The organism is Micromonospora tarapacensis, assembly GCF_019697375.1.
In the GTDB taxonomy this organism is placed as follows: domain Bacteria; phylum Actinomycetota; class Actinomycetes; order Mycobacteriales; family Micromonosporaceae; genus Micromonospora; species Micromonospora tarapacensis.
Genome location: NZ_JAHCDI010000003.1, coordinates 719877 through 746093, shown reverse-complemented (window position 1 = coordinate 746093; position 26217 = coordinate 719877). Strand labels below are relative to the sequence as shown.

20 protein-coding genes, 2 tRNA genes and 3 pseudogenes are annotated in these 26217 nt (G+C 72.3%); 8 read left to right on the top strand and 17 right to left on the bottom strand.

Annotation, left to right across the window (positions count from 1 at the left end):
* Nucleotides 1–44: 44 nt before the first annotated feature.
* From KIF24_RS04385 to KIF24_RS04365, 5 genes are all read right to left on the bottom strand, one after another.
* Nucleotides 45–287, bottom strand: a complete 243-nt coding sequence (locus KIF24_RS04385; protein WP_221082854.1) for a hypothetical protein — start codon at nucleotides 285–287, stop codon at nucleotides 45–47.
* 144 nt (nucleotides 288–431) lie between these two features.
* Nucleotides 432–505, bottom strand: a tRNA-Met gene (locus KIF24_RS04380).
* A 158-nt stretch (nucleotides 506–663) separates the two neighbouring features.
* A tRNA-Met gene (locus KIF24_RS04375) sits at nucleotides 664–737 on the bottom strand.
* 138 nt (nucleotides 738–875) lie between these two features.
* The gene (locus tag KIF24_RS04370; protein WP_221082853.1) at nucleotides 876–3899 is read right to left on the bottom strand and encodes a UPF0182 family membrane protein; all 3024 of its coding nucleotides are present in this window, start codon (nucleotides 3897–3899) and stop codon (nucleotides 876–878) included.
* Between the two features lie 112 nt (nucleotides 3900–4011).
* Nucleotides 4012–5025: a YlbL family protein gene (locus KIF24_RS04365; RefSeq protein ID WP_221082852.1), complete on the bottom strand. Its 1014-nt coding sequence runs from the start codon at nucleotides 5023–5025 to the stop codon at nucleotides 4012–4014.
* 115 nt (nucleotides 5026–5140) lie between these two features.
* Here KIF24_RS04365 and KIF24_RS04360 point away from each other — a divergent pair, with 115 nt between their 5' ends.
* Complete coding sequence (locus tag KIF24_RS04360) at nucleotides 5141–6439, top strand: zinc-dependent metalloprotease (RefSeq protein WP_221082851.1); 1299 nt, start codon at nucleotides 5141–5143, stop codon at nucleotides 6437–6439.
* A gap of 48 nt (nucleotides 6440–6487) precedes the next feature.
* On the opposite strand, the gene KIF24_RS04355 is transcribed toward KIF24_RS04360, so the two are convergent.
* Nucleotides 6488–7117, bottom strand: a complete 630-nt coding sequence (locus KIF24_RS04355) for a hypothetical protein (RefSeq protein WP_221082850.1) — start codon at nucleotides 7115–7117, stop codon at nucleotides 6488–6490.
* Nucleotides 7118–7140: 23 nt separating this feature from the next.
* Nucleotides 7141–7662: a M48 metallopeptidase family protein gene (locus KIF24_RS04350; protein WP_221082849.1), complete on the bottom strand. Its 522-nt coding sequence runs from the start codon at nucleotides 7660–7662 to the stop codon at nucleotides 7141–7143.
* Between the two features lie 533 nt (nucleotides 7663–8195).
* Here KIF24_RS04350 and KIF24_RS04345 point away from each other — a divergent pair.
* From KIF24_RS04345 to KIF24_RS04335, 3 genes and pseudogenes are all read left to right on the top strand, one after another.
* Nucleotides 8196–8366, top strand: coding sequence for a DUF5679 domain-containing protein (locus tag KIF24_RS04345; protein ID WP_221082848.1), 171 nt, complete (start codon nucleotides 8196–8198; stop codon nucleotides 8364–8366).
* A gap of 193 nt (nucleotides 8367–8559) precedes the next feature.
* Nucleotides 8560–9618: pseudogene (locus KIF24_RS33800) on the top strand (hypothetical protein); the annotation flags it as partial.
* A 60-nt stretch (nucleotides 9619–9678) separates the two neighbouring features.
* Nucleotides 9679–11007 carry an ABC1 kinase family protein gene (locus KIF24_RS04335; RefSeq protein ID WP_221083172.1) on the top strand — a complete coding sequence of 443 codons (1329 nt, stop codon included), beginning with the start codon at nucleotides 9679–9681 and terminating at the stop codon, nucleotides 11005–11007.
* Between the two features lie 299 nt (nucleotides 11008–11306).
* On the opposite strand, the gene KIF24_RS04330 is transcribed toward KIF24_RS04335, so the two are convergent.
* From KIF24_RS04330 to KIF24_RS04320, 3 genes and pseudogenes are all read right to left on the bottom strand, one after another.
* Nucleotides 11307–11672: a WhiB family transcriptional regulator gene (locus KIF24_RS04330; protein WP_221082847.1), complete on the bottom strand. Its 366-nt coding sequence runs from the start codon at nucleotides 11670–11672 to the stop codon at nucleotides 11307–11309.
* A 135-nt stretch (nucleotides 11673–11807) separates the two neighbouring features.
* A complete protein-coding gene (locus KIF24_RS04325; RefSeq protein ID WP_221082846.1) occupies nucleotides 11808–12092 on the bottom strand; it encodes a hypothetical protein in 285 nt (94 codons plus the stop codon).
* 139 nt (nucleotides 12093–12231) lie between these two features.
* Nucleotides 12232–14381: pseudogene (locus KIF24_RS04320) on the bottom strand (UvrD-helicase domain-containing protein).
* A gap of 92 nt (nucleotides 14382–14473) precedes the next feature.
* Here KIF24_RS04320 and KIF24_RS04315 point away from each other — a divergent pair.
* Nucleotides 14474–14716 (top strand): mycoredoxin, encoded by a 243-nt coding sequence (locus KIF24_RS04315; RefSeq protein ID WP_221083171.1) that lies wholly within the window; start codon nucleotides 14474–14476, stop codon nucleotides 14714–14716.
* On the opposite strand, the pseudogene KIF24_RS04310 reads toward KIF24_RS04315, so the two are convergent.
* Nucleotides 14707–16068: pseudogene (locus KIF24_RS04310) on the bottom strand (MFS transporter); the annotation flags it as partial. The gene KIF24_RS04315 and the pseudogene KIF24_RS04310 sit on opposite strands and share 10 nt — an antisense overlap.
* 221 nt (nucleotides 16069–16289) lie before the next feature.
* Here KIF24_RS04310 and KIF24_RS04305 point away from each other — a divergent pair.
* The 3 genes from KIF24_RS04305 (at nucleotide 16290) to KIF24_RS04295 (ending at nucleotide 18062) form a co-directional block, all read left to right on the top strand.
* Complete coding sequence (locus KIF24_RS04305; protein WP_221083170.1) at nucleotides 16290–17270, top strand: helix-turn-helix domain-containing protein; 981 nt, start codon at nucleotides 16290–16292, stop codon at nucleotides 17268–17270.
* 67 nt (nucleotides 17271–17337) lie between these two features.
* A complete protein-coding gene (locus tag KIF24_RS04300) occupies nucleotides 17338–17574 on the top strand; it encodes a DUF397 domain-containing protein (RefSeq protein ID WP_221082845.1) in 237 nt (78 codons plus the stop codon).
* A 215-nt stretch (nucleotides 17575–17789) separates the two neighbouring features.
* Nucleotides 17790–18062 carry a hypothetical protein gene (locus KIF24_RS04295; protein ID WP_221082844.1) on the top strand — a complete coding sequence of 91 codons (273 nt, stop codon included), beginning with the start codon at nucleotides 17790–17792 and terminating at the stop codon, nucleotides 18060–18062.
* A 129-nt stretch (nucleotides 18063–18191) separates the two neighbouring features.
* Here KIF24_RS04295 and nudC read toward each other — a convergent pair whose 3' ends face one another.
* The 6 genes from nudC to KIF24_RS04265 form a co-directional block, all read right to left on the bottom strand.
* A complete protein-coding gene (gene nudC / locus KIF24_RS04290; RefSeq protein ID WP_230414844.1) occupies nucleotides 18192–19172 on the bottom strand; it encodes an NAD(+) diphosphatase in 981 nt (326 codons plus the stop codon).
* Nucleotides 19169–20503, bottom strand: a complete 1335-nt coding sequence (locus tag KIF24_RS04285; RefSeq protein WP_221082843.1) for a M16 family metallopeptidase — start codon at nucleotides 20501–20503, stop codon at nucleotides 19169–19171. Before KIF24_RS04285 ends, nudC begins: the two co-directional genes overlap by 4 nt.
* 82 nt (nucleotides 20504–20585) lie before the next feature.
* Nucleotides 20586–21896, bottom strand: coding sequence for a M16 family metallopeptidase (locus KIF24_RS04280; protein ID WP_221082842.1), 1311 nt, complete (start codon nucleotides 21894–21896; stop codon nucleotides 20586–20588).
* Nucleotides 21897–22021: 125 nt separating this feature from the next.
* Nucleotides 22022–22225, bottom strand: a complete 204-nt coding sequence (locus tag KIF24_RS04275) for a hypothetical protein (protein WP_407939876.1) — start codon at nucleotides 22223–22225, stop codon at nucleotides 22022–22024.
* 190 nt (nucleotides 22226–22415) lie between these two features.
* Nucleotides 22416–22619 (bottom strand): cold-shock protein, encoded by a 204-nt coding sequence (locus KIF24_RS04270; protein WP_092378207.1) that lies wholly within the window; start codon nucleotides 22617–22619, stop codon nucleotides 22416–22418.
* Nucleotides 22620–22849: 230 nt separating this feature from the next.
* Nucleotides 22850–26203: an ATP-dependent helicase gene (locus tag KIF24_RS04265; RefSeq protein ID WP_221082841.1), complete on the bottom strand. Its 3354-nt coding sequence runs from the start codon at nucleotides 26201–26203 to the stop codon at nucleotides 22850–22852.
* Nucleotides 26204–26217: the final 14 nt, after the last annotated feature.

Genomic DNA, 26217 nt, shown 5'->3' with positions numbered 1-26217 from the left:
CGCCGCCGGACCTCAGGCCCCGGCGCTTGTGGAAGGCAACCCGGTCAACGCCGACGGTTGCGGGTCATCCGGATCACCAGAAGCACGACCACGGCCACCACGGCCAGGCAACAGAGCAGGCTCAGGAAGCCGAAGAACCCGAAGCCCCGACCGCGCCGCCGGGCGGCCTCGACCACCATTTCCCCGGTGCCGGTCGACGCCCACGCGGCCACCGGAACGAACACCGTCAGCACGACCGTACCCAGGATCGTGCCAAGCCGACCCCACCACTTGCCAAAGGAAGACATGGCCCCATCCTCGCCGAGCCGCGCAACCTCAGCCGGTGAACGGTATTCGTGTCGGCGACCAGGGCGCGCTCGCGTGACAGACGGCGAGTTCGAGCCGGCAGCGAACGAGGCCCCGGGACGGATCCCGGGGCCTCGTTCCAGTCGTAGCGGGGACAGGATTTGAACCTGCGACCTCTGGGTTATGAGCCCAGCGAGCTACCGAGCTGCTCCACCCCGCGTCGCTAGATCCACCCTACCCCATCCACCGCCGCCGCCATTCGCCCACCCCCGACGATCCGTCGGAGCGGGGCACCGGTCGACGCCGTTGCCCGCGGGCGGGCCTGGCGCGGAACGGAAAAGAGGCCCCGGGACGGATCCCGGGGCCTCGTTCCAGTCGTAGCGGGGACAGGATTTGAACCTGCGACCTCTGGGTTATGAGCCCAGCGAGCTACCGAGCTGCTCCACCCCGCGTCGGTAGATCTACCGTAGCGCACCACCCCTGGCCACCGCAAAACGACCCAGGTGCCCTCCACTGATCACAGTGGGGCCCCCGGTTCATTCCGACCGAGGGCCCCACTGTTTGTCCTGTCGCGTCTGGCGAGGTACTGCTCATCCACCCGGTGGCGAAGCAGCACCGCTGTCCGCCGGTGTCGGGGTGACCCCCGATCCGCCACCGGTGTTGGGCGCTCCCTGAGCCTGCTGGAACGCGGTCAGCGCCTCGTCGAGCGCCTTCAGCGCCCGACCGTATCGCTCGAAGTCGCCGGACGCCTGGGCGGCCCGCACCTCGGTGATCGCGGCCTGCACCCGGTCGGCGGCCGCCGCCAGGTCGCCGGCGGGCGGCGGCGGCCCGCCCGACGGCGGCGGGCTCGACGGCGTCGGCGTCGGTTCCTCGCCCTCTTCCGGCGGCTCCTCACCCCCGGTCGGCGGCGGGTTGCCGGTTGCCGCCTGCCTGCCCTGCTCGACGAGCTGCTCGATGCCGTCGGTCACGTTGTCGGCGAGTACGACGTAGGAACCCCCGTCGCCGTACGACATCAGCACCTTCTGCAGCAGCGGGTACGCGTCCTGCTGGTTGCTCTTCACGTAGACCGGTTCGACGTAGAGCATCCCGTTGCCGAACGGCAGCGAGAGCAGGTTGCCGTACTGCACCTGGGCCTGGTTGGAGGAGAGCAGGTTCAGCTGCTGCCGGATGGTCGCGTTGGTGTTGGTCATCCGCTGGTGCACCTGCACCGGCCCGGAGATCGCGGTCTGGTCCGGCAGCTCCAGCACCTGCAACATCGGCCGGCCGTCCTGGTACGACCCGGAGATCAGCGCGGCGAGGTTCTGCCGGCCGTTCGGGGTGACCGCGCTTGTGAGTTGGAAGCGCGGGCCCTCCTGACCGGGGAACTGGGTGTAGAGGTAGTACGGCGGCTGCTTCTGCCCGCTGTCCGGCGCGTCCGGCACGTTCGGCACCTGCCAGAAGTCCTGCCCGGAGTAGAAGTCACCGGGGTTGGTGACGTGGAACCGGGTCAGCAGGTTGCGCTGCACCTTGAACAGGTCGGCCGGGTAGCGGAAGTGGTCGGCCAGCGCCGGCGGGATCTCGGCGCGTGGTTTGACCAGGTCGCCGCCGAACGCCTTGTTCCACGCCTTGAGCACCGGGTCGTTCTCGTCGAACTCGTAGAGGTTGACCGTGCCGTCGTAGGCGTCGACGGTCGCCTTGACCGAGTTGCGGATGTAGTTGACGTTCTCCCGGGCCAGCTGGATGGTGCCCCGGCCGGTCAGCTCGTCGGTGGTCTCCTGCTGGAGGTTGACCCGCTCGGCGTACGGGTAGGTGGCGGCGGTGGTGTAGCCGTCCACGATCCACTGCACCCGGCCGTCCACCACCGCCGGGTACGGGTCGCCGTCCAGGGTGAGGAACGGCGCGACCTTCTCCACCCGGTCCCGGGGGTTACGCACGTAGAGCAACTTGGAGTTCTCGTTGACCGCCTCGGAGAGCAGGAAGTTCGCCTCCTGCTGCTTGATCGCGTACAGCAGTCGCCGGCCGAACGACCCGATCTCGACGCCACCCGAGCCGGTGTAGGTGTAGTACGACTCGCTGCCCTCGCCGCCGTCCCCCGCCGGCCGGTCGAACTCCGCCGGGTTGGCGTCCGGGTTGGGCCTGCCGACGATCGCGTAGTCACCGTCCTGCATCCGCTCGCCGTAGTAGATCCGGGGCTGGTTGGCCGGGATCTGGTCATCGGGCGAGGAGCACGTCTCCCGCGTCCGCTCGCCGAGGAAGCCGGAGACGAAGAAGGGCTGACCGCCGCAGACCACCCGGTTGGCGGGGGCGGCGACCACCCCGTACCCGTGGGTGTAGACGGTGTGCCGGTTGATCCAGTTGCTCTGCTGGGCGGTCAGCTCACCGTAGTTGATCTCACGGACGCCGACCACGTAGTCCTGGGTGTTCCCGGCGATCGTGTACCGGTCGATGTCGAGCTTGGGACCGAAGTCGTAGAAGCCACGGACCTGCTGGAGCTGGGTGTAGGTCTCGCTGACCAGCTGTGGGTCGAGCAGCCGGGCGTTCGGCACCACCGAGGTGTCGGTGGCCAGGCTCTCCGGCGGGTTGAGGTTGCCGGCCGCGTACGCCGAGGACTGGGCGCTGTCCAGCCCGAAGCCCGCGCGGGTGGCGTCGATGCTGCGCTGGATGTACGGCGCCTCCTTGTCCCGGGCGCTGGGCTTGACCTCGAAGGTCTGCACCGCCCAGGGGTAGATGCCGCCGATCGCCACCGCGGAGACCCCGAGCAGGGCCAGCGAGATACCCGGCCAGACCAGGTTCCGCATCCAGGCGTTGGAGAACACGAGGATGGCGATCGCCACCACCACCGAGATGTAGGCGAGGATCTCCTTGGCCGGCAGCAGCGCGTTGATGTCGGCGTACCCGGCGCCGTAGACGCCCACACCGTCGTTGTACTCCAGCAGCATCGTCCGCCGGTCCAGCACGTACGCGACGGCCTTGAGCAGGACGAAGACCGCCACCAGGGTGCTCAGGTGGGCGCGGGCGGCGTTGCTCATCCGGTCACCGACGCCCTGTAGGCGCACCCCGCCGAAGAGATAGTGCACGGCCAGCGAGCCGATCAGCGCCAGCACGACCGCGGTGAAGCCGAGCCCGAGCAGGAACCGCCAGAAGGGCAGTTGGAAGATGTAGAAGCCGACGTCCACGCCGAACTCCGGGTCGTCGACGCCGAAGTCGCCACCGTGCAGGAAGAGCAGCCACTGGTTCCAGCGGCTCTGCGCCGACAACCCGGCGAAGAGACCGACGACCGCGGCGGCCACCGTGATCCACAGCCCGAGCCGGGGCCCGAGCAGCATCCGGTAGCGCTCCAGGGTGGCCTGTTCCGGCGAGTGCGTCCGGATCCGGGGACGCAACCGTTGCGCGAGCCAGAGGTTGCCGCCGACGACCGCCGCCATCCCGAGCCCGGCGGCCAGGAAGAGCAACAGCCTGGTGACCAGCACTCCACGGAAGACCTCGGTGTAGTCGACCTCGGAGAACCAGAGCCAGTCCGTCCACGCCTGCACTCCCCAGCCGAGCAGGGTGAACAGAACGAACACTCCGACCAGAACAGCAATCGTGACGCGACCGCGTCGGCTCATCCTCGGCAGGGGGCTGCTGCTACGCATGACCACTGTTGGCTCCGCACGCTCGATATGATCGGCTCCGACCAGGCACCCAGAGTACGGGGTGTTCCTGAACGCCTCGGCGCAAGGTCGATGCGGACGGTTGCGGTGCCGGTCAGCAGTGCTTCGGCTCTCCCCCGGACCGCAGCGTGTCCAGGGCGTCGAGCGCCTCGTCGAGGGTGCCCACCCGCACCAGCGGCAGATCCGGCTGCCGGTTGGCCACCGCCTCGACGCAGTTGGCCGCCGGCACCAGGAAGACCGTCGCGCCGGCCCGCTTCGCGCCGACCAGCTTCTGCGGAATGCCGCCGATCGGGCCGACCTGCCCGGCGTCGTCGATGGTGCCGGTGCCCGCGATGATCCGGCCGCCGGTCAGATCCTCCGCGGTCAGCTTGTCGATGACGCCCAGCGCGAACATCAGGCCCGCGCTGGGGCCGCCGATGTCCCTCAGGTCGAAGGAGAGCGTGAACGGGTGCGGTTGCTGCTGTTCGATCTCGATACCGATCCGGGGCCGGCCGTCCTGTTCGCGGCTGGTGATCGTGCCGGTGCGGGCCGCGCCGTCGCGGGTGTAACCGATCCGCAGCGCCGTGCCCGCCGGCTTCGCCCTGATCAGCTCCGTCAGTCGGGACGCGAGCGGCACCGGCTCCCCGTCCACCGAGGTCACCACGTCGCCCGCGCGGAGCACTGCGGCCGCCGGGCCGTCGGCGGCGACCGCCTTCACCACGACCTGCACCTCGTACCCCAACTCCCGCAGCGCGGCGGTCTCCGCGCTGGTCTGTGAGACCTGGAAGTCCTCGGCGTTGCGCTGTTCGACCTCCTCCTGGCTCTCCCCCGGCGGGTAGACCAGTTCGCGCGGCACCACCGCCTCCTCGTCGGAGAGCCAGCCCTGGATGGCCGAACGCAGTTTGACGCCGGGCTGCACACCCACCGTGGTCAGCCGCAGCTGCCCGGCGGAGGTGGAGGTGTCCCGGCCGGTGACCTGGATGACCTCCTTGCCGTCCTCCTGGCCCAGGGTGTCGACGGTCGGACCGGGACCGAGCACCACGTAGGGCACGGGCGCGCCGAGCACCCCGATGCTGAGCAGCGCGGTGAGCAGAGCACCGAGCAGGACGGTCAGGCCTCGACGTCTCATGCGGCAGAGCGTACCGATCCGGGTGACGGCGCCCGGCCGGCACGACGAACGACTTCGCCCTCAGCGCAACCGCGGCAGCGGCGGCCTGGGGCTCGGCGCGCGTACCGTAGACGTCGTGCCTGATATTCCGTTCGGTTTCGCGCTACCGGGTGGGCAGCCGCCCGACCCCAACGACCCCGCGCAGATGCAGCAGTTCATGTCGCAGCTACAGCACCTGCTCTCCGCCCCGGGGAACGGGCCGGTCAACTGGGACCTGGCCCGGCAGGTCGCGGCCAGCCAGCTCGCCGCGACGGGCGACCCGGCGGTCTCGCCGTACGAACGCAACGCGGTGCAGGAGGCGCTGCGCATCGCCGATCTCTGGCTGGAGCCGGCCTCCGCCCTCCCGTCCGGCATCCGCAACACGGTTGCCTGGAACCGGAACGAATGGATCTTCAAGACGCTCGACGTCTGGCGCAAGCTGTGTGACCCCGTGGCCAGCCGGATGGTCGGTGCGATGGGCGACCTGGTGCCACCGGAGGCCCGGGCCCAGCTCGGCCCGATGCAGTCGATGGTGGCGACCCTGGGGGGCGCGCTCTTCGGCGGCCAACTGGGGCAGGCACTCGGTTCGCTCGCCGCGGAGGTGCTTTCCGCCGGCGACATCGGTCTGCCGCTCGGACCGGCCGGCACGGCCGCGCTGATCCCGGCCAACATCAAGGCGTACGGCGAGGGCCTGGAGCTGCCCGAGGACGAGGTACGCCTCTACGTGGCCCTGCGCGAGGCGGCACACCAGCGGCTCTTCGAGCACGTGCCGTGGCTGCGCGGCCACGTCCTCAACGCCGTCGAGACGTACGCCGCCGGCATCCGGGTCAACCGCGAGGCGATCGAGGAGGCGATGGGCCGCGTCGATCCGACCGACCCGGAGTCGATGCAGGCTATCGCCCTGGAGGGGATCTTCACCCCGGAGGACAGCCCGGCGCAGAAGGCGTCGCTGGCCCGGCTGGAGACCGCCCTCGCCCTGGTGGAGGGCTGGGTCTGCCACGTCGTTGACGGAGCCGCCGCCGGCCGGCTGCCGAACGTGGTGGCGCTGGGCGAGGCGTTCCGCCGACGCCGGGCGGCCGGCGGTCCGGCGGAGCAGACGTTCGCCGCGCTGGTCGGGCTGGAGCTGCGGCCCCGCCGGCTGCGCGAGGCCGCCGCGCTCTGGGCGGCGCTCACCGAGCGTCGCGGCATCGCCGGCCGGGACGCGCTGTGGGGGCACCCCGACCTGCTGCCCTCCGACGACGATTTCGCCGACCCGGTGGCCTTCGCCATGGCCGACCTGGACGTGATGACCGAGTTGGACAATTTCGACTTCTCCGCACCGGGCGGGCCGGAGGAGAAGGCGCCGGGCGACCCGGAGCAGCGTGACGACACCGAGGGTGGCGAGAACCGCACCTGACAGATCATCCCGGCCGGCCGGGCGCCGGCGCGCCGGGCGACGCGAGCCTCAGCCGCGCGTCCCGGTGCCGGAGAGCAGGGCGCGGGTGTTCTCCCACCCGTCCAGCGCCGGGTCGAGCCGGGCCAGGTCCGCCGGCCCCCGCAGCCGGTGCCAGGAGGGCGTCACGGCCAGGTCGCCCGGACGGGGTGCGGTCGCGCGCACGTCCGCGGGCACCGCGGCGTCCATGTCCAGCGGCGGCAGCCACGACGGTGCGGGCAGCCGGGCCGCCACCCCGAGCAACCCGGGAACGCTGCCCTCGACCGGGGCGAGCGCGACCGGTCGGCTGGTGAGCGGGCGCAGCAGCTTTCCGACGGTCAGTCCGGGCAGGTCGGGCGCGTCACCGGCCACCACCGCCGCCTGCTCGTAACCACCGTCCAGCACGTCAGGCCCGCCGAGCGCGGCGAAGACGGCGTTCGGCGTCGCCTCGGGCACCTCGTAGACGCGCGTGCCGGGCCAGATCACCGCCTCGGCCAGCCAGCGGTCCGCCCGGGTGACCGCCACCGCGGTGTCCACCTCGTTGAGCATGGCGAGCAGATCCACCACGTCCTCGGCGAGCGCCCCGCGCCACTGCACGGGGTCGAGACCGGGTGGCGTCCAGGGGACCGGCGCGAGCAGCGCCACCACCACACGTCGGGCCATCCACCGACCCTACCGCCGGACGCTCAGGGGGTGCCGGCGACGGCCGCCGCGCCCTCCAGGTAGCCCCGGGCGCGTTCGGTTTTCGGATACCGGCCGACCAGGGCCCAGAACTGGACGTTGTGACTGGGCACGATGAGGTGGACCAACTCGTGCAGCAGCACGTAGTCGATCACCCAGTCCGGCATCTCCTGGATCCGGTGCGACAGCCGGATCGATCGGTCCGCCGGGGTGCACGAGCCCCACCGGCCGTTCTGGTTGCTCACCCACCGGACGCTGACCGGCAGTGCCTGGGCGCCGTACTCGGTCAGGTAGAGCCTGATCAGCCGGTTGGCCCGGGCCAGCAGTTCCGTGTCGGAGCGGACCAGGCGCCCCTCCCGGGCGGCGAGCCGGGCCAGCATCCGGTCGACCCACTCGCTCTCCTCGGCGCGGGAGAACTGGTCGGGGATGAGAACAACGACCCGTTCACCGTCGCGGTAGGCAGACACCGTGCGTCGTCGGCGCTGGCTGCGCCGCACCTCGACGACCGGCTTCCGCACCCCGGCCATCAGTGGACCGCGCAGCCTCGGTTTGCTGTCACGTTGGCAAGCTAATGCGTTGTGACCAGGGGTCCGCAAGAGTCAACCCCCCGACACGCGTCCGGAAAATGGGGATTGGTCGCCAGGAGTCCCGAAAAAATTCTTGCCGGACCGACGGCAGACGTCACGGTCACCCTTCGTGGTGACCGGCGAGGTGTCACATCGGGACCGGCCACCACGGTAAGTGATCATTCCTCGGTCCCCCGCATCGGGGTCACTCCCCCGGGCTTCGGGGCCCTACCAGCGCAATTGCGGGTCCCCGGTCGGCGTGTCCCCGCCAAACTGACTGATCTGACCCGATTCGCCGTGCACACTCTCGACGTCGCCTTGCTCACAGTGGCAATGCGCAGCTGACATGGAACCGCCCACACCTGGGTAGGGTCCGCCAACCAGTGGCCACGTGGGTGGCTGCGGAAGATGCCCAGCGCCGGGCGCCGTACGCGACCGCCGCCGGGAACCCGCCAGGTCGGTTTCGACCGGTGGACGAGACGAGGAGGCACACCGTGGCCGACCAGGCCCAGACGACCTACAACGGTTACTGCGTCAAGTGCAAGGAGAAGCGGGATTTCGAGGGCCGCGTGGAGGTCTCGAAGACCGGTATGAACATGGCCAAGGGCAAGTGTCCCGTGTGTGGCACAACAGTGAACCGCATCCTGGGCAAGGCGAAGGTCTGACGTACGCGTACCGCGAAGGGGGGTGGTGGGCGACCACCCCCCTTCGCGTCTCCCGGTCACTGTCGGGCGACCGACTCTGTTACCGACCGGTTGTGGATATCTCGCCGAATCCTGTGGACAGGCCAGGATCCGGGGGCGCCCGGCTGTGGACAACGATCGACGGAAAGCACGGACACGGTCACTATTCGTTCCCGTGACCCAGTCCACCGGGCGCTCGCCGTCCCTCCGTCCCCGCCTGTTACCCGGGCTCAGCCGATTCTGGCGCGACCGGCACACGCTCCAACTCGGGCTCCACCAGGAGCGGGCCGTCCTGGTCGAGGTGGCCGACCCTCGGGCGGCCCGGCTGCTCGATCTGCTCGACGGCACCCGTAGCGAGCGGCAGGTGCTGGCCGGGACGACCGGGGCGGGTGCCCGCCCGGAGCACGCCCGCGCCCTGCTCGACGCCCTGTGTGCCGCCGGCCTGGTGGTGCCGGCGCACACACTCCTACCCCGGGATCTCGCCGAGCCACGACGGACCTGGCTCGCCGCGGAGGCCGGCGCGCTGGCGCTGGCCGCCGCCCGGCTGCCGGGCACCCCGGCCCAGGTGCTCCGGCGGCGCCTGGCCGCCCGCGTGGTGGTCTCCGGCACCGGTCCGCTCGGCGCCGCCATCGCGGTCGCACTGGCCCAGGCCGGCGTCGGGCACGTGCATCCTGACCTGCCGGGGACGGTCCGCCCGGTCGACCTCGTCGGCAGCGGAATCGGCGCCGGCGAGATCGGCCGACCGCTCGGCGCGGCGGTCCGGGCGGCGGTTGCGCGGGCCGCGCCCGGCACCGGGACCGGGCCGCTCCGCCGGCCCCGCCCCGACCTGGTGATCCAGCTCGGCACCGATCGGCCGGCCGCGCTGGTGGCCGCCGGTCACGCCCAGCGGCGACAACCCCACCTGCTGGTGGAGGTCAGGGAGGGAGCACCGGCGATCGGTCCGCTGGTCCGCCCGCCGGTCGGTCCCTGCCTGCGCTGTCTCGACCTGCACCGGGCCGACCGGGACCCGGGCTGGCCGATGCTCGCCGCCCAACTCGCCGGCAATCCGGTCGCACCGGCCTGCGCCACCAGCACCCTGCTGGCGGCGAGCGGGTACGCCGTCGCCGAGGCGCTCACCCAGCTGGACGGCGGAACCCCGGAGACCTTCGGCGGGGCGATCGAGGTGGCGGCGGGCAGCCTCCGGCGCCGGCACTGGCCGCCGCACCCCGGTGCCGGTGCGGCCCGTAGCCGGCGGACGAGGGCCAGCCCGGCCGCACTCCAGCAACGGGCCGGCCGAGTCGGTAACAATGACCACGTGACCGACATCCCGCGCCGGGCCGTGTCCCGGACCGCCAAGCTCGCCGCTCTGCCGCTCGGCTTCGCCGGACGGACCGTCCTCGGCATGGGAAAGCGCGTCACCGGGCTCGCCTCCGACGTGATCTCCGCGGAGATCCAGCAGCGCACCGCCGAGCAGTTGTTCAGCGTCCTCGGCCAGCTCAAGGGCGGAGCGATGAAGTTCGGCCAGGCGCTGTCGGTCTTCGAGGCCGCCCTGCCGGAGGAGATCGCCGCGCCATACCGGCAGGCCCTGACGAAGCTCCAGGAGGCCGCACCGCCGCTGCCCGCGGCCACCGTGCACAAGGTGCTGGCCGAGCAGTTGGGTCCCGCCTGGCGGGACCGGTTCGTGAGCTTCGACGATTCCCCGGCGGCGGCGGCCAGCATCGGCCAGGTGCACCGCGCGGTGTGGCGGCTGCCGGACGGCAGCGGCCGGGACACCGCCGTGAAGATCCAGTACCCGGGAGCGGGCGACGCCCTGCTCGCCGACCTCAAGCAGCTCTCCCGGCTCGGCGGCATGTTCCGCGCCATCCAGCCCGGGCTCGACGTCAAGCCGCTCCTCGCCGAGCTGCGCGAACGGATCACCGAAGAACTGGACTACGAGCTGGAGGCGGAGTCGCAGCGGGCCTTCGCCGCCGCCTACGCAGACGACCCGGAGATCTTCGTACCGGCGGTCTTCTTCGCCTCTCCCCGGCTTCTGGTGACCGAATGGATCGAGGGCACGCCGCTCGCCGACATCATCCGGGACGGCAGCGAGGAGCAGCGCAACGAGGCGGGACGGCTGATGGCCACCCTCCACCTCTCCGCGCCGGCCCGGGTAGGGCTGCTGCACGCCGACCCGCACCCCGGCAACTTCCGGCTGCTGCCCGACGGCCGGCTCGGGGTGGTCGACTTCGGCGCGGTGGCGCGGATGCCGGAAGGTACGCCGGAACCGATCGGTCGGATCGCCGGACTGGCTCTGCGTGGCGACGGCGACGAGGTGGTGGCCGGACTGCGGGACGAGGGTTTCGTCAGTACCGAGGAGCCGATCGACGCCCACGCGCTGCTGGGCTTCCTGCGCCCGATGCTGGAGCCGATCGCCGCCGACGAGTTCCGGTTCACCCGGGCCTGGCTGCGCGCCGAGGCCACCAGGCTGGCGAGTCCCCGCTCACCGGCCTACCAACTCGGCCGGCAGCTCAACCTGCCACCGTCGTACCTGCTCATCCACCGGGTCACGCTCGGGTCGATCGGGGTGCTGTGCCAGCTGGAGGCCAAGGCCCCCTACCGGGGCATCCTCGAACGCTGGCTGCCCGGGTTCGCCCCGGTCGGCTGACCGCCCGGCGACGTGACTCGGCGGGCGGGGATCGGTGTCCCCGCCCGCCGTTGCGGTGCGTGTCCTAGAGAACGCCCAGCTCGCGGGCTGACCGGGCGCGGCCGGCCATGGCGACGGTGCGGGCGGATCGGGTTGCCTCAGTGCTCGTGGTGGTGCGACCGGCCTGAGGCCGGAGCATTCGAGCCCTCGACAACGCTTCGTGGAGTAGATGCATCTCGGCGTTCGGAAGGTGCAGCATGGTGGTCAGCTTTCTGTCGGCCGGCTTGACACCGGTGGGGTTGGTCCGGATCCGGTACATGTCAGGCAGCCAGCCGGACAGCGCTGCGGGACGCGGACAGCCCGTTGGCCGCCAGCCGCGCCTCGGCCTCGACCCGCAGTTCCGCGTCACGGGCGAGGTCCTCCTTGCGTGGCCGGCCCCGGGGCCGCTTACGCGGAACGACCGCGCCACGCTCGAAGATCTCGCCGCCCCAGACGCCCCACGGCTCGGCGCGCTCGACCGCGCCGGCCAGGCACTCGACGCGCAGCGGGCAGTCCCCGCAGAGCGACTTGGCCAGTTCCAGCTCGGTGGGCGAGTCGGAGAACCACAGGTCGGGGTCGAACTTCCGGCAGGGCAGGTTCGCCTCCACCTCGACGCTCACGTCGAGTGGGGCCAACGCCAGACTCATCGCCCGGTCACCTCTCTCTCACTGCGATCTCGTGGATCGCTGTTCAGACGTACTTCGGCGGTGCAAAAAAAACTGAGGCCGCGGATCCCGGTGTGCGGGTTCCGCGGCCTCGAGGTGAGCCGGTGGTCTGGTTGGTCAGACCGGTCTACCTCGAGGTGGAACACCGCGGACGTCCATCCGCTTGTCGACGCCATCGACGCCCTTGCCCGTGAAGCCACTGCTTCCCTGGAGCCCGTTCGGCATCGGTGCGAGGATCAGCTCGGCCTGAACCTCGATCCGGTGCGCCTGCGGAGCCCACGGTCGCGTGGCGACGGCGGCGACCCCGCCTCCCGTCAACGGAGCGACGGTGGCCAGGGCAGCCGACAGCGGAGCGACGGCAACGGGAAGCGCCGTCGGACGCTGGTAGATGTAGCTCTCCATCGGTGCCACCTCCTTGACCTTCACTCGTGGTCGACCCGAACACAGACCCCGTGAGCAGCCCGAACAGGGCCCCCTCCCGAGGTGTGCCCTGAGGCTATGCCGGCCGGTGGGGCGAGGGCAAACGAATTAACGGTCAGATTCAGAAACTTTTCTCCGGGCAGATCTGGTCGACTGCGGCGCCCTCCACCAACGCCAGCACCGCCTCCCCGTACAGGCCCAACTTGCGCGGCCCGATCCCGGCGATCGCGACCAGTTCCTCGGCGCGGCCCGGCCGCCGTTCGGCCAGCGCGACCAGCGTGGCATCGGTGAAGACCACGTAGGCGGGGACCTTCTGCGCGCCGGCCACCCGCGACCGCCACTCGCGCAGCCGCTCGTGCAGCTCGTCGTCGATGTCGGAGGGGCAGGTGGCGCAGCGACCGAGCTTGCGGTCCGGCCCGGCGAGCAGGGTCGCCCCGCAGATCCGGCAGGAGACGATCCGGGTGGCCCGCCGCTGCTGGCCAGGCGCCGGCCCGCCGCCGGTCGCCCGCTCCGCGCCGCCCGCGGGGGCCAGCTGAGGCAGGAACCGGCACGGTCGCCGGGCCCGCCCGCCCGGCGAGCGCGCCGAGGCGTACGACAGCCAGAGCCACTGGCGGGCGCGGGTGACGCCGACGTAGAGCAGCCGACGCTCCTCCTCGACCTGCTCGCCGGTGCGGGCGTACGTGGTGGGCAGGGTGCCCTCGGCGAGGCCGACCAGGAAGACCGCGTCCCACTCCAAGCCCTTGGCGGAGTGCAGGGAGGCCAGGGTCACCCCGTCCACGGTCGGGACGTGCTGCTGAGCCGCCCGCCGGGCCAACTCGTCGGTGAATGCGACAAGCGTGGTCGGGCGTTCCACCGTGGCGGCCACCCCGAGGGGCAGGATCTCGGGGGCCGCCGCGTACTCCTCGGCGAGTTGGACCAGCGCGGCCAGCGCTTCCCACCGTTCCCGGGCGGCCCCACCGGGCGGCGGCGCGTCGGGGCCCACCCGACGCCGGCCAGTGCCTCCACCACGGCCGTCCGCAGCGGGGTCTCGCCGGGGATCGACCGGGTCGCCGCACGTAACGCCACCATCGCCTGGCGAATCTCCGGCCGCTCGAAGAACCGCTCCGCGCCCTGGATGAGGTACGGCACGCCCGCCTCGGCGAGCGCCTTCTCGTATGCCTCGGACTGCGCGTTGGTGCGGAACAGCACGGCGATCTCACGGGCCGGCGTGCCGGCCTCGACCAGCGCGCGGCACCGGGCGGCCACCGCGGTCGCCTCGGCCGGCTCGTCGGTGAAGATCCGCCGCTCCGGCTCGGGACCGGGCGGGCGCTGGCCGACCAGTTCCAGGCGCAGCCGCGACTCGACACCTCGCGCCTGCGAGATGACCGCGTTGGCGAGCCCGACCACCTGCGGGGTGGACCGGTAGTCGCGAACCAGTCGGACCACGGTCGCGCCCCGGTGCCGGCGGGCGAAGTCGACCAGGTACGACGACGTCGCGCCGGTGAAGGAGTAGATCGTCTGGCTGGCGTCCCCGACCACGGTCACGTCGTCACGGCCACCGAGCCAGGCGTCCAACAGTCGCTGCTGCAACGGGTTCACGTCCTGGTACTCGTCGACGACGAAGTGCCGGTACTGGCCGCGGACCTGCTCCGCGACGTCCGGATGCTCCTCGATCCCCCAGACCGCGGCGCGGAGCACGTCCTCGAAGTCGATCACCCCGCCGCTTCGCTTCGACTTCTCGTAGGCGGTGAAGACCTCGGCGACCTTCGCCGGATCGTGCGGGGTCTCCCGCAGCGCCTTGGCCGCGGCCACCACGTACTCGCCCGGCTCGACCAGGGAGGACTTCGCCCATTCGATCTCACCGGCGAGGTCCCTCGCCGCCGCCCGGTCGGCCCGCAGTCCGGCCCGGGCCGCGGCGAGGGTGACCAGCCGGACCTTGCTGTCCAGCAGTTCTGGCATGGCCCGCCCGCCGAGCATCCGGGGCGCGAAGTAGCGGACCTGGCGCAGGGCCGCCGCGTGGAAGGTGCGTGCCTGCACGCCGGCCACGCCGAGCCGGACGAGCCGATGCCGCAGCTCCGCGGCGGCGCGGGCGGTGAAGGTGACGGCGAGGACGTGCCGGGCCGATATCTCGCCGATCAGTGCCCGGTGCGCGATCCGGGAGGTCACCGCCCGGGTCTTGCCGGTGCCGGCGCCGGCAAGCACGCAGACCGGACCGGCCGGGGCGATCACCGCCGACCGCTGCTCCGGATCGAGCCCGGCGAGCACGCGTTCGGACGCGGAGTTAACCACCACAGCGGGGAATTGTCGCAGCTTCCGCGGGCGTTGCAGCGGATAGCCTGTGCCTGGTCGGCAAGCAGCCGGGCGTGACGTTGGAGGATCTGCGCATGTTGACGATGTATTCCACTCCCTGGTGCGGCTACTGCCACCGGCTCAAGTCGCAGCTCGACCGGGAGGGAGTCACCTACGAGGTGGTCGACATCGAGCAGGATCCGGAAGCCGCGAAGTTCGTCATGGGGGTCAACGGCGGCAACCAGACCGTTCCCACGCTGCGCTTCGCCGACGGCAGCGCGCTGACCAACCCCTCGATCAAGCAGGTCAAGAGCCACCTCGCGAGCATCACCGCCTGACACCCGCACAGCCAGCCGTGGCGGCGGTCACGGGCAGCGGCCCTGGAGCGCGGGCGGCGGTCAGCGGCCCGGGTTTCCGGCGAGGGTGCCGACCTCGACGTCGGGGGCCGGTCGCGGCGCCGGAATCCGGGGCGTGCCGCCGGCCCGGCCGGCGGGCTGAGCCGGCGCCCACGCCAGAGGTAGCCACCCGCGAGCAGGGTGGCCAGACCGATCAACGCGAAGGCTATGCGGTAGTCGAGCACGCCGACGACCAGGGCACCCACTCCGATCGAGAGCGCCTGCGGCCCTCTGACCACGGCCTCGGCGGCCGCGGCGACCCGGCCGAGCAGCTCGGGCGGGGTCCGCCGCTGGATCAGGGTGTGCAGCCCGACCAGGGTCAGTGGCAGTGACAGACCCGCCATCAGCACCGCGGCGAAGCCGAGCCACAGGTTCGGGTACGCCAGCGCCAGCGCTGCGGGACCGAAGAACGCGACACCGGCGGCGAGGGTGCCCAGCTCACCGACCCGGCGGAGGACGGCGGCGGAGCACAGCCCGCCGACCAGCCCACCGATGCCCTGCACGGTGACCAGCACGCCGACGAACGCGGCGTCCCGGCCGAGCCCCCGGTCGACGTACGCGAAAATGAGCGACTCGGTGAAGCCCATCACCAGCGAGCCGAGGCCGTAGCCGACCAACGCCCGCCGCAACGCCGGCTCCCCGACGAGGTGGCGCAGCCCGGCGACCAGTTCCGACGACCAGCGCCGGGCCCGGGTGGCGCTGTCCCGGGACGGGCCGGGGCCGGGCGGGCGGCTCGGCCCCCGCAGCGGGCCGACCACGGCGGCGGCCACCAGGAAGCCGGCCATCGCGGCGGCGGCCAGCATCCAGCCGCCGAGGACGGCGTACAGCCCGGCACCGGCCAGCGGGCCGATCAGCCGCAGTCCCTGCCGGACCGTCTGCAGCGCCCCGTTCGCCTCACCGAGCAGTTCGGTGGGCACCAGTTCCCGGATCAGCCGGCTGAGCACCGCGCCGACGGTCAGGTTCGCCAGCCCGTACAGCGCGGCGACCGCATAGATGATCCACATGTCGCCCGCGTCCCGGACCGTGAAGAGCGGGGCGAGCAGCAGTGCCATCGCGAGGTTGGTGACCACGAAGAAGGGCCGCCGAGGGTACCGGTCGACGAACCAGCCCACCACCGGGGCGAGCGTCCGCGGCGCGAGGATGACGAAGATCGTGGCGCCGGCGAGGCCGTCCGATCCGGTCAGGTCCTTCACCCAGATGGCGAGCGCCAGCAGCAGGATCGACTCGGCGGTCATGCTGGCCAGCAGCCCGCCGAAGAGCAGGCGGAAATCCGGGCGACTCAGGACGGTGCGCATTGATCCTCCGCAGGTGGCACGGCTCACCGGTGGCAGACGGCCCGGCCTGGGCCGGCGACTCAGGACCGGCGGCCCCTTCCGGTGTCGGGTCCGGCGTATTTCTGGTGACACGCCCTCCGCCGGTACCTCCGGCGCCGGCCGCGACGTCCATACTGACCGTGGGGGGCGAATTTCATACAGTTACCGTCGTGTTCGCGGCGGTCGACGGAAAAGAGGACAGGGTGCCTCCTGCCGTACCCAGCCCGATCCTGCGGCGCCGCCGGCTCGGCGGCGAACTGCGCCGGTTGCGCGAGGCTGCCGGGCTCACCGGAGACCAGGTGATCGAACGCGTCGGCTGGGCCTCCGCATCCAAGCTGTCCCGGCTGGAGAACGGTCGCAGCCGGCCAGACCCGCAGGACGTCCGGAATCTGCTTGATCTGTATCTCGTCGGCGACGCGCTCCGGTTGGAACTGCTCGGCATCACCCACGAGGCCGGCGACATGCGCGGCTGGTTGAGGAGCTATCCGGCGATGACGCGGCAGCAGCGTGGCTTCGCCGAGCTGGAGGCGGGCTGCGCCGAGATCTCCGAGTACAACCCGGTGCTGGTGCCGGGGCTGTTGCAGACCAGCGGGTACGCCCGGCTGCGGATCTCCTCGGCCTGGCAGGTCGACCAGGCCGCCGGCGCCCCCGAGGCCGAAGAGGACATCGAGACCGAGATCCGGGCCCGGCAGGCGAGACAGTCGGCGCTCACCCGGGAGACCGACGCACCCCGCTACACGGCAGTGCTTGAGGAGACGGCGCTCGGCCACCGGGCCGGGCCGCCCGAGGTGCTCCGCGAACAGTTGGCACAGCTCTGCGAGCTGGCCATGCTGCCGAACGTCACGTTGCACGTGTTGCTCCGGGACACCCCGATCGGTCGGTGGTACCTACCACCGACCGCGTTCTCGGTCTACCGGTTCGCCGATCCCCTCGATCCGGAGACGCTCGCCATCGAAGGTGGCTTCACCGACGTCATGTCGACCGAGGTAATCACCCTAAATAGCTATAAAGTGGTGTTCGAGTGGCTATGCACGGCGGCACTCTCCGCAACGGACACCCTTTCCTGGCTGATGGAGTCTTCGGGACGGCTGTCCGTGGCGGCGAGCCCGCCGACCGTGGCGAACGGTCCGGCAACGGCGCCGGCCCAACGCCGCGGATCCTCCGGGCGCCTCACGGAGCGGTGACCAACTCCGGACCGCCGTCGGGAGGTGCGCGCCACTCGTTCCATCGATTCACCTCAGGAGCGCAACGATGAACGAGTTCCGCAACACGCCGTCCGTCCTCGCCCAACTCGCCAACGCCCCCTGGCGCACCAGCACACGCAGCCAGACCTCCAACTGCGTGGAGGTCGCGCCGCTGTCCGACGGTCCCGCCACGGTCGCGTTGCGCGACAGCAAGGACCGTGGTGGCCCGGTGCTGCTGTTCAACCGGGCCGGATGGCTGGGCTTCATGTCCGGTGCCAAGAACGGGCAGTTCGACCTGAACTAGCACCCGGACACCTCGCGGGGCCGCCGGCACCTCTGCCGGCGGCCCCGTCGTGGTACGACCCCGACGACCCCGCTGAGCTGGGGTCGGATGATCGGACGACGCTGCGAGCCAGTGGGCGCGTTTTACTCACTGGGACGCGAGTCGGGCGTACGATGACGGGGTAGTGACGTGGAACTTCCACCGTTCCACCCGTCGCGGCACATCCGGAGACCCACATGCGGTTCCTGATCGTTCGCACCGACATCCGCGCCGTCGCCGAGACCGACATCACGGCCGCCTGGGCCGGCGGTCGCCGGCTGCGGGACGAGACCACCCGGCCCGAGCCGCGCCGCCAGGTCGTCCACGCCGAGGACCGCGACGCCGCGCTGCTGCTGGCCCGGGCACTGGCCACCGTGGGCGCCGTACGATCCGGCAAGCAACGGGTCAAGGTGTTGCCGCTGGACGCACCGACGCACCGACGGACCCGGCCGGGCGGGCCCGGCACCTGAGCCCACCACACGTCCGTCGTGGTCGACCGGCTCCCCCGCCGTGTTCCTCAACCAGCCGACCACGACGGCCCGTGTCCCCGGCCCGTGACCGCCGCGGCAACGACGGTCACGGGCCGGGGCCGCACTCGTTCAGCAGTGCCCGTCGAGCCAACGGTGGATCAGGAACAGTGCGATCGACGACGGCGGGGGCAACAGCAGCCGAGCGCCGCCCACATCGACCGGCCGGCCGGCCTGCGCCGCACCGACCTCCCGCCGGGAGAACCAGCGCGCCTGGGCGATCTCGGCAGGATCGGTCCGCACTGGATGCTCCGGGTCGGCGGTGGCCAGGAAGCCGAGCATCAGCGAGCCGGGGAACGGCCACGCCTGGCTGCCCGCGTACCTGATGTCGGAGACCGGGACGCCGACCTCCTCGCGTACCTCCCGGCGCACCGCGGCCTCCGCCGACTCCCCCGGCTCGACGTAACCGGCCAGGCAGGAGAACCGGCGCCGGCCCTCGACGCTGGGCCAGGTGGCGTTGTTGCCGAGCAGGCACCGCCCGTCGGAGCCGTCCACCCGGTCGTGCACGAGCACGATCATCGCCGGGTCGGTACGCGGCCACATCCGCTCGCCCGTAGGGTCCACCCGGGACCAGCCGCCCTCGTCCGCCCGGGTCGGCTCGCCGGTGACCGGGTGGTAGAGATGCCGCAGGTGCCAGTTGGTCAGTGCCAGCGCCGTGGTGAACAGGCCCGCGTCGCGGTCGCTGAGCAGGTGCCCGACGCTCCGCAGGTGGGCCGACCGGGTATTCGGCACGACCGCCAGCGTGGTGTGCACACAGAAGACCGGCACCCCGTCCGGTTCGACGCCGAGAAACATCGCGCCGGTGGCGAGCGCCGGTGGCAGGGCATCGGCCTCCGCCAGGACCAGCGCCGGCACCGAGGTGTCGGTGCGCACCAGCGCCTGCCCGCCGGACTCGACATCGAGGACCAGCACCCGTGCCCCGCTCCACGCCTGCGCCAGCCACTGCGCGTCGGTACGCCGGTGCGCCGTCCGGTCCAGTGTGGCACGGGCCAGCGGCGGGTCGGTCTCGCCACGCCCACCCAGGCCACGCCCACCCATGCCACGCCCACTCATGCCGGCACCGGCACGGTCTCCACCGGGGTCAGGTTGGCCAGCGACGCCGCGACCCGCTCGGCGTCGCCGAGCACGACGGTGACCGCCCGCGACGGGGCGAGGTATCGGGCGGCGGCCTCCGCCACGTCGTCGATGCTGGCCCTTGCCAGCCGGGCCGCGTACTCGGACAAAAAGTCCAACCGCAGCCCGCTGCCGGCGTACGCACTCACCAGCGACGCCAGCCCCGCCTGGGTGGAGACGCCGAGCTGGAGCGTGCCGAGGGCGTACTGCCGGGCCTGTTCCAACTCGTCCGGCGCGGGTGGCCTCGTCGCGAGCCGGCCCAACTCGTAACTCGTCTCCAGCAGCGCCGGTGCGGTCACCTCGGTGGCCACCTCGGCGGCGGCGAGCAGCACCGAGCCGGCCACCGAGTGCTCGATCACCGAGTGCGGCCCGTACGTGTAGCCCTTGTCCTCGCGGATGTTCTCCACCCAACGGGAGGAGAAGTAGCCCCCGAAGATCAGGTTGGCCAGCTGCAACGCGGCATGGTCGGGATGCGTGCGCGGGATCGCCGGCAACGCCACCCGCATCGACGACTGCACCGACCCGGGCCGGTCGACCAGCAGCAGCGGACCGGGCTCCAGCGGTGGGGCGGGCGGCAGGCCGGCCGGATGACCGGTGCCGTTCCAGCCGCCGAGAGCCTTCTCCACCGCGTCCAACGCCCGCCCCGGACGCACGTCGCCGACCAGCACGAGCACCGCTCCCGCCGGATGCACCCGCTGGCCGTGCAGCGTCCGCAGCGCAGCCGGACGGACCGCCCTGACCTGCTCCGGCTCCGGCGTCTGGACGGCGTACGGGTGCCGGCTGTAGATCCGCTTCAGCAACGCCGTGCGGGCCAGGTGCCCCGGCTGGCTTCGGGCGACCTGGATCCCGTCGACCAGCCGGTCCCGCTCGACGCCCACCCAGCCGGCCGGGTAGCTGGCGCCGGTGAGCACCTCGGCGAGCAGCTCCAACATCCGGTCCAGCCCGGTGGCCAGACCGGCACCGGAAATCATCAACCGGTCCGGGTCGAGCCCGGCGGAGAGCACGCCGCCGATCCGCTGCAACTCCGCGGCGATCTGCACGCTGCTCATCGTCTCCGTGCCGGAGAGCAGGGTCTGCGCGAGCAGGTGAGCGCGCGCCAGGTTGGCCCGCCCGAAGGGCATCCAGAGTCGCAGCTCCACCAGCGGGACCGCCGGTCGGCGTACCGCGATCACGGTGAGCCCGTTGTCGAGCGTGCGCTCGGCCTGCCGGGGCAGCTTGAGCCGGCGGGTCGGGCCGAGCGGCGGCAGCGTTCGCGACTGCGGGGCTCGCAAACCCGGCTCACTCCTCGCGCTCAACAGGCCCAACCTTTCGTTCGCGACTGCGGGGCTCGCAAACCCGGCTCACTCCTCGCGCTCACCGGGCACCTCCCGGAATGACCTCGACGGACGCGCGGCGCTCGGGTCGCAGGGCGGCGGCAGCGGCGCGGACCTGATCGTCGGTGACCTCACCGACCAGCCGGGGCAGCTCGCCGAGCAGCTCCGGCTTGCCACGCTGCTGCTCCAGCACCGCCATCCGCAGCGCGCGGCCGAGCACCGCGTCGGTGTCGCGCAGCAGGTGGGTTGCCATCCGGGCCTGGGTACGGGCCAACTCGCCGTCGGTGGGCCCGTCGGTGGCGAGCCGGTCCAACTCCTCGTCAAGGGTGCGTAGCACCTTGTCGACGTCGCCGCCGGGCGGCAGGTGCGCCTGGAGCAGCAGGGCCGTGGGGTCGCGGACGTCGAAGGGATCCCCCATGAACCCGAGATAGCCGCCCACGCTGGTCACCGCGCGGTCGCGGTGGACCAGCCGCTCCACCAGCCGGGAGGCGTCACCGTCGGTGAGCACCTCGGCCAGCACCACGTACGGCAGATAGGCGGCGAAGTCGCCGACCGGGTCGGGCACCCGCCACGCCGCCGCCACCGCCGGCAGCGGGGCCAGTTGGTCGGTGTACGCGGTGCGCCGCTCGGCGGTCAGGCCCGGCTCGGTGAAGTCCGGCCGGTCGGGCGCCGGACGGGCCGGAACGTCGCCGAAGTGCCGCTCGATCAACTCGACCGCCTCGACCGTGTCGATGTCGCCGCTGACCGCGAGCACCGCGTTGCCGCTGGCGTAGTAGCGCCGGAAGAAGTCGGCGGCGTCGGCGACCGTGGCCGACTCCAGGTCGACGAACGAACCGTACCCGTCGTGCGCGTTCGGGAACGTGTCGAACATGACCGGTGGCAGGGTCAGCCAGGGAAACCCGCCGTACGGTCGGTTGAGCACGTTGACCCGGATCTCCTCCTTGACCACGTCGACCTGGTTGCGCAGGTTCTCCTCGGTCAGCCGGGGACCGCGCATCCGGTCGGCCTCCAGGAACAGCGTCCGTTCCAGGGCGTTGCTGGGCAGGGTCTCGAAGTAGTCGGTGTAGTCCAGGTGGGTGGAGCCGTTGAAGGTCCCGCCCGCGCCCTGCACGTGCCGGAAGTGGGCCAGCTTCTCCAGATTCGCCGAACCCTGGAACATCAGGTGCTCGAAGAGATGGGCGAACCCGGTGCGTCCCTCGGGCTCGGACCGGATGCCGACGTCGTAGACGACCGCCACCCCGATGACCGGGGCACTGCGATCGGGGGTGAGGACCACCCGCAGGCCGTTGTCGAGGGTGAACCGCTCGACGGGGTAGCTCGTCGCTGGAATTCTCGCTCTGCGGGTCGGCACGAATCCGACCCTAACGTCTCGGCGCGCGCGCCGACGTCTGCGCGGGAGGAAGGAAGCCGTTTGACAGCCTGCCCCTGTCGACCGGGGTCTCGGCGGCGCCGGAGACGTCGAGAGGGGCCTCGCGGTCAGCCGGACGCGCTGCCGAGCCGGTCGGTCGACCCCGGCGTGCCGTGCAGCCCGACAAGGCCGGCCGGGGCGGGCCCGCCGGGCGTGACCGGCCAGGGCGTGAATGCCGCCGCCGTGGCGAGCAGCAACCCGACCACCGCCACCGCGACAACCAGAAGCAGTTCACGCACCGCCGCGTAGCCCGGCATGGTCGCCCCTCCCACCCGAGCCGATCCCCCCGGCTCTCCCCGGACCCCAGCGTCGCCCAGCCGAGCGGTGCCGACAGTCGCCCACCCGACTGTCGGACGGCTGATTGCCGACTCAGGTTCCGGCGCCGGACGTGCGAACGGCCGGGCCGCCGCCGGCACGAACGTGCACGGCGGCGACCCGGCCGGTAGCCGGTGACCCGTGGGGTCAGACGGGGCGGATGTTCTCTGCCTGCGGGCCCTTCTGGCCCTGGACGACCTCGAACTCAACCCGCTGGTTCTCGTCCAGGCTGCGGTAGCCGGAGGACTGGATCGCCGAGAAGTGGGCGAAGACGTCAGCGCCGCCGCCGTCCGGGGTGATGAAGCCGAAGCCCTTGTCGGCGTTGAACCACTTGACGGTGCCAATAGCCATGCTTGTTTCGTCTCCTTGACGGAACGTCAACCCCACACCTGTTGTGGGGTTGAAAGAGGAATGTCCCGTGCGAACGTGCCCGGAACGCCTGTCGCTTCTGGTCGCCCCGCCCGGAGAACTCCGGACATAACAAAGAGCGCCTGGGGCCACAATCCGCCAGGCGCAAACAGAGCTGGTAACCAAAACTGCAACGCAGGCACCTTACCATGGATCCAGCGCGGCGCCAGTGTTTACGGCAACTCGGGGACAGAACTGACCAGCCGGGTCAGCCCGTCGGCATCGAGCAGGTCCGCCGGACGGACGGTCACCCCGTCCCGCACGTAGTGGAAGGCCGCGCCGACCCGGTCGACCGGCACGCCGGACAGCTCCGCCCAGGCCAGTCGGTAGACCGCCAGCTGCACCGCGGCCACCTCGGCCGCCGTGCCGACCGGGCGGGCGCCGGTCTTCCAGTCGACCACGTCGAAGCGGTCGCCGGGACGGCGGAACACGGCGTCCATCCGGCCCCGCACCACCACGCCGCCGATCACCGTGGCGAACGGCACCTCCACCTCGACCGGCACCCGTTGCGCCCACTCGCTTGCCAGGAAGCGCTGCTGAAGCTCGGCCAACGCCTCGTCCGGGGCGGCGTCGGCATCCGCCGCCCCCGGCAGCTCGTCGGTGTCGAGCAGTCGGTCCGCCCCGAACCGCTGCTCCAGCCAGGCGTGGAACGCGGTGCCCCGGCGGGCGTACGGGTTGGGCTCGGCCGGCAGCGGCCGGCGCAGTGCCCGGGCCAGCGCCGCCGGATCCCGGCGCAGCGCGACCAGTTGCGTCACCGACAGGTGCTCGGGCAGCGCCACGTCGACCGGGCCGGAGAGCCGGCTCAGCTCCGCCCGCTCGGCCAGCAGCAGGTCGGCCTCCCGAGCCCACCGGACAACCTCCGGGTCCGGCACCGCCTCATCCGGCCGGGCCTCCGCGCCGCCCTCGGTCAGGAATCGGCGGACCAGCGCCGCCGCCTCGGTCAGCGGCGGGCGGCGGGCGCCGAGGGGATCGGCCGGCCACTCGGCCCGCAGCACCACCTCGGTGGTCGGGTTCACCGCGTCCGGCGCCGGCTCCGGAGCCCACACGTCGACCAGACGACCGGCACCGGCGTCCAGGCAGGCGTCGCGCACCTCGCGCAGCAGAGCCGACGGCCCGCGTGGGCGCTTGGTCCCCTCACCCCACCAGTGACCGGAGCAGAGCAGCAGGCGGCGCGGGCGGGTGACGGCCACGTACGCCAGCCGCCGTTCCTCCCGCTCGTCGTGGGCCCGCCAGGCGTCGGTGAAGTCGGCTACCGCTCGGGCCACGCCGCGCTGGTCGTCCACCCCGGCCAGGGCCAGCTCGGGCAGCCCGTCCGCGTCGCCGCGCAGCGGGAACGGCAGCACGCCCAGCCCGCCGAGCCAGTGGTCCGAGTTGCGCACCGGTCCCGGCCACACCCCCCGGCTCAGCCCGGCCACCGCGACCACGTCCCACTCCAGCCCCTTGGCGGCGTGCGCGGTGAGGATCTGCACGGCACCCTCGACCACCTCCACCTCGCCCGGGGCGAGACCGCGCTCCTCGTCCTCGGCCGCGGTGAGATAGGCCAGGAAGCCGGCGAGGGTGGCGGCCGGGGACTCCCCGCTGAACCGGGCCGCCACGTCGCCCAGCGCGTCCAGGTGGCCCCGGGCCAACCCGGCGTCGCCGGTGCCGTCCCGGCCGGCTCGCACCGCCACCTCCACGTCCAGGCCGGTGGTCCGCTCGACGTCCGCGATCAGTTCCGGCAACGTCTGGTCCAGCCGGTACCGCAACAGGCCCAGTTCCCGGGCGTACGCGCGCAACCGCGTATATCCCTCGGCCGAGTACGCCTGCGCGGGACCCAGGTCGGCCAGTGCCTCGACCAGGGTCGCCTCGTCGAGGCGGTCGGGGGTGATCTCGGGCGCGCCGTCGTCGGCGAGCTGGCGGCGGGCCGCCGCGATGGCCTTGGCCCGGCGGTGCAGGGCGACCAGATCCCGCGGCCCGATCCGCCACCGGGCGCCGGTCAGCAGGCGCAGCAGCGCCGCCCCGTCGGTCGGGTCGGCCAGCACCCGCAGCGTGCACACCACGTCGCGCACCTCCGGGGTGTCCAGCAGCCCACCCAGCCCGACCACCTCGACGGGCAGGCCACGCCCGCGCAGCGCGGCGGCGATCGTCGGGATCTGGCTGCGCAGCCGGACCAGCACCGCCGTGGTCGGGCGCAGCGCGACCGGGATCTGTTCGGGCAGCGCACCGGGCGTCCCGGCCGCCCCCCGCCAGGAGGCCAGCAGGCTGTCGGCGATCCAGTCGGCCTCGTCGGCGTAGGTCGGCAGCAGCGCGCAGTGCACGGTGCCGGCGGCGGCACCACGCGGGGTGCGGTGCGGGATCGGATCGTCGACGCTGAACGCGGCATGCAGCTCGGGCACCCGGGCGCCGGCGGCGCGCAACGGGGTGGCCAGCGCGTTCGCCACCGCGAGGATCTCCGGCCGGTTGCGCCAGCTGGTGGTCAGCCCAAGCACCTGGCCCGGGGCGCCGTCGGCGCGGGCGAACTCGCTCGGGAAGCGGTCCAGGGTGCCGGCGCTGGCCCCCCGCCAGCCATAGATCGACTGGCAGGGGTCGCCCACCGCGGTCACCGGATGCCCGCCGCCGAACAGCGCGCCGAGCAGCACCACCTGGGCATGGCTGGTGTCCTGGTACTCGTCGAGCAGCACCACCCGGTAGCGGCTGCGCTCGATCTCGCCCACCGCCGGATGGTCGCGGGCCACCCGTGCGGCGCGGGCGAGCTGGTCGGCGAAGTCCATCGCCTCGAAGTCGTCCTTACGGCGGGCGTACGCCCGCACCAGCGGCAGCAGCCTGAGCCGGGTCCGCTGGAGCGCGAGAGCCTTGCGCACGTCGGCGTAGATCCGCCCCGGGCGGGACTGCACGTCGGCGAAGAACCGGCCGGTCCAGGCGGCCAGCTCGTCCGGGTCGACCAGGTGCTCGTCCAGCTCGCCGGCGAGCGCCAGCACCGCGTCGGTGACGGTGCTGGGCATCCGGTCCACCTCGGACATGTCGCCGTCGTAGTTGCGCACGATCAGGTCGACCAGCTGCCAGCGGGACGCCTCGGTGAGCAGCCGGGTGGAGGGCTCGTAGCCGGCCCGCAGGCCGTGTTCGGTGACGATCCGACCCGCGTACGAGTGGTAGGTGGCGACCGTCGGCTCTCCCGCGAGCGGGTCGTCGAGCGGGTCCCGCCCGCGCCGGCCCAGCCGGCGGACCAACTGGTCGAGCCGGGTACGCACCCGGTGCGCCAGCTCACCGGCGGCCTTGCGGGTGAAGGTGAGGCCGAGCACCTGCTCCGGCCGGACGTACGAGTTGGCCACCAGCCAGACCACCCGGGCGGCCATCGTCTCAGTCTTGCCCGAGCCGGCGCCGGCGACCACCAGCAGCGGCTCCACCGGTGCCGCGATGATCGCCGCCTGCTCCCGCGTCGGTGCCGGCAGGCGCAGTAGCTTGGCCAGCTCCACCGGGGTGTACCGAGGGCCGGCGTCGGCCGCCCGGGGCGCCGGGGCGGCGGGGTTGAACAGAGCGGGCTGGGTCATGCCGCCTTCTTCGG

Coding starts and splice junctions, on each gene's coding strand:
- KIF24_RS04385 (WP_221082854.1), bottom strand. CDS start 287: ATGTCTTCCTTTGGCAAGTGGTGGGGTCGGCTTGGCACGATCCTGGGT.
- KIF24_RS04355 (WP_221082850.1), bottom strand. CDS start 7,117: ATGGCCCGACGTGTGGTGGTGGCGCTGCTCGCGCCGGTCCCCTGGACG.
- KIF24_RS04300 (WP_221082845.1), top strand. CDS start 17,338: ATGAACGAGTTCCGCAACACGCCGTCCGTCCTCGCCCAACTCGCCAAC.
- KIF24_RS04265 (WP_221082841.1), bottom strand. CDS start 26,203: ATGACCCAGCCCGCTCTGTTCAACCCCGCCGCCCCGGCGCCCCGGGCG.
- nudC (WP_230414844.1), bottom strand. CDS start 19,172: ATGAGTGGGCGTGGCATGGGTGGGCGTGGCCTGGGTGGGCGTGGCGAG.
- KIF24_RS04325 (WP_221082846.1), bottom strand. CDS start 12,092: ATGGAGAGCTACATCTACCAGCGTCCGACGGCGCTTCCCGTTGCCGTC.
- KIF24_RS04270 (WP_092378207.1), bottom strand. CDS start 22,619: ATGGCTATTGGCACCGTCAAGTGGTTCAACGCCGACAAGGGCTTCGGC.
- KIF24_RS04330 (WP_221082847.1), bottom strand. CDS start 11,672: ATGAGTCTGGCGTTGGCCCCACTCGACGTGAGCGTCGAGGTGGAGGCG.
- KIF24_RS04350 (WP_221082849.1), bottom strand. CDS start 7,662: ATGGCCGGGGTGCGGAAGCCGGTCGTCGAGGTGCGGCGCAGCCAGCGC.
- KIF24_RS04295 (WP_221082844.1), top strand. CDS start 17,790: ATGCGGTTCCTGATCGTTCGCACCGACATCCGCGCCGTCGCCGAGACC.
- KIF24_RS04315 (WP_221083171.1), top strand. CDS start 14,474: ATGTTGACGATGTATTCCACTCCCTGGTGCGGCTACTGCCACCGGCTC.
- KIF24_RS04365 (WP_221082852.1), bottom strand. CDS start 5,025: ATGAGACGTCGAGGCCTGACCGTCCTGCTCGGTGCTCTGCTCACCGCG.
- KIF24_RS04370 (WP_221082853.1), bottom strand. CDS start 3,899: ATGCGTAGCAGCAGCCCCCTGCCGAGGATGAGCCGACGCGGTCGCGTC.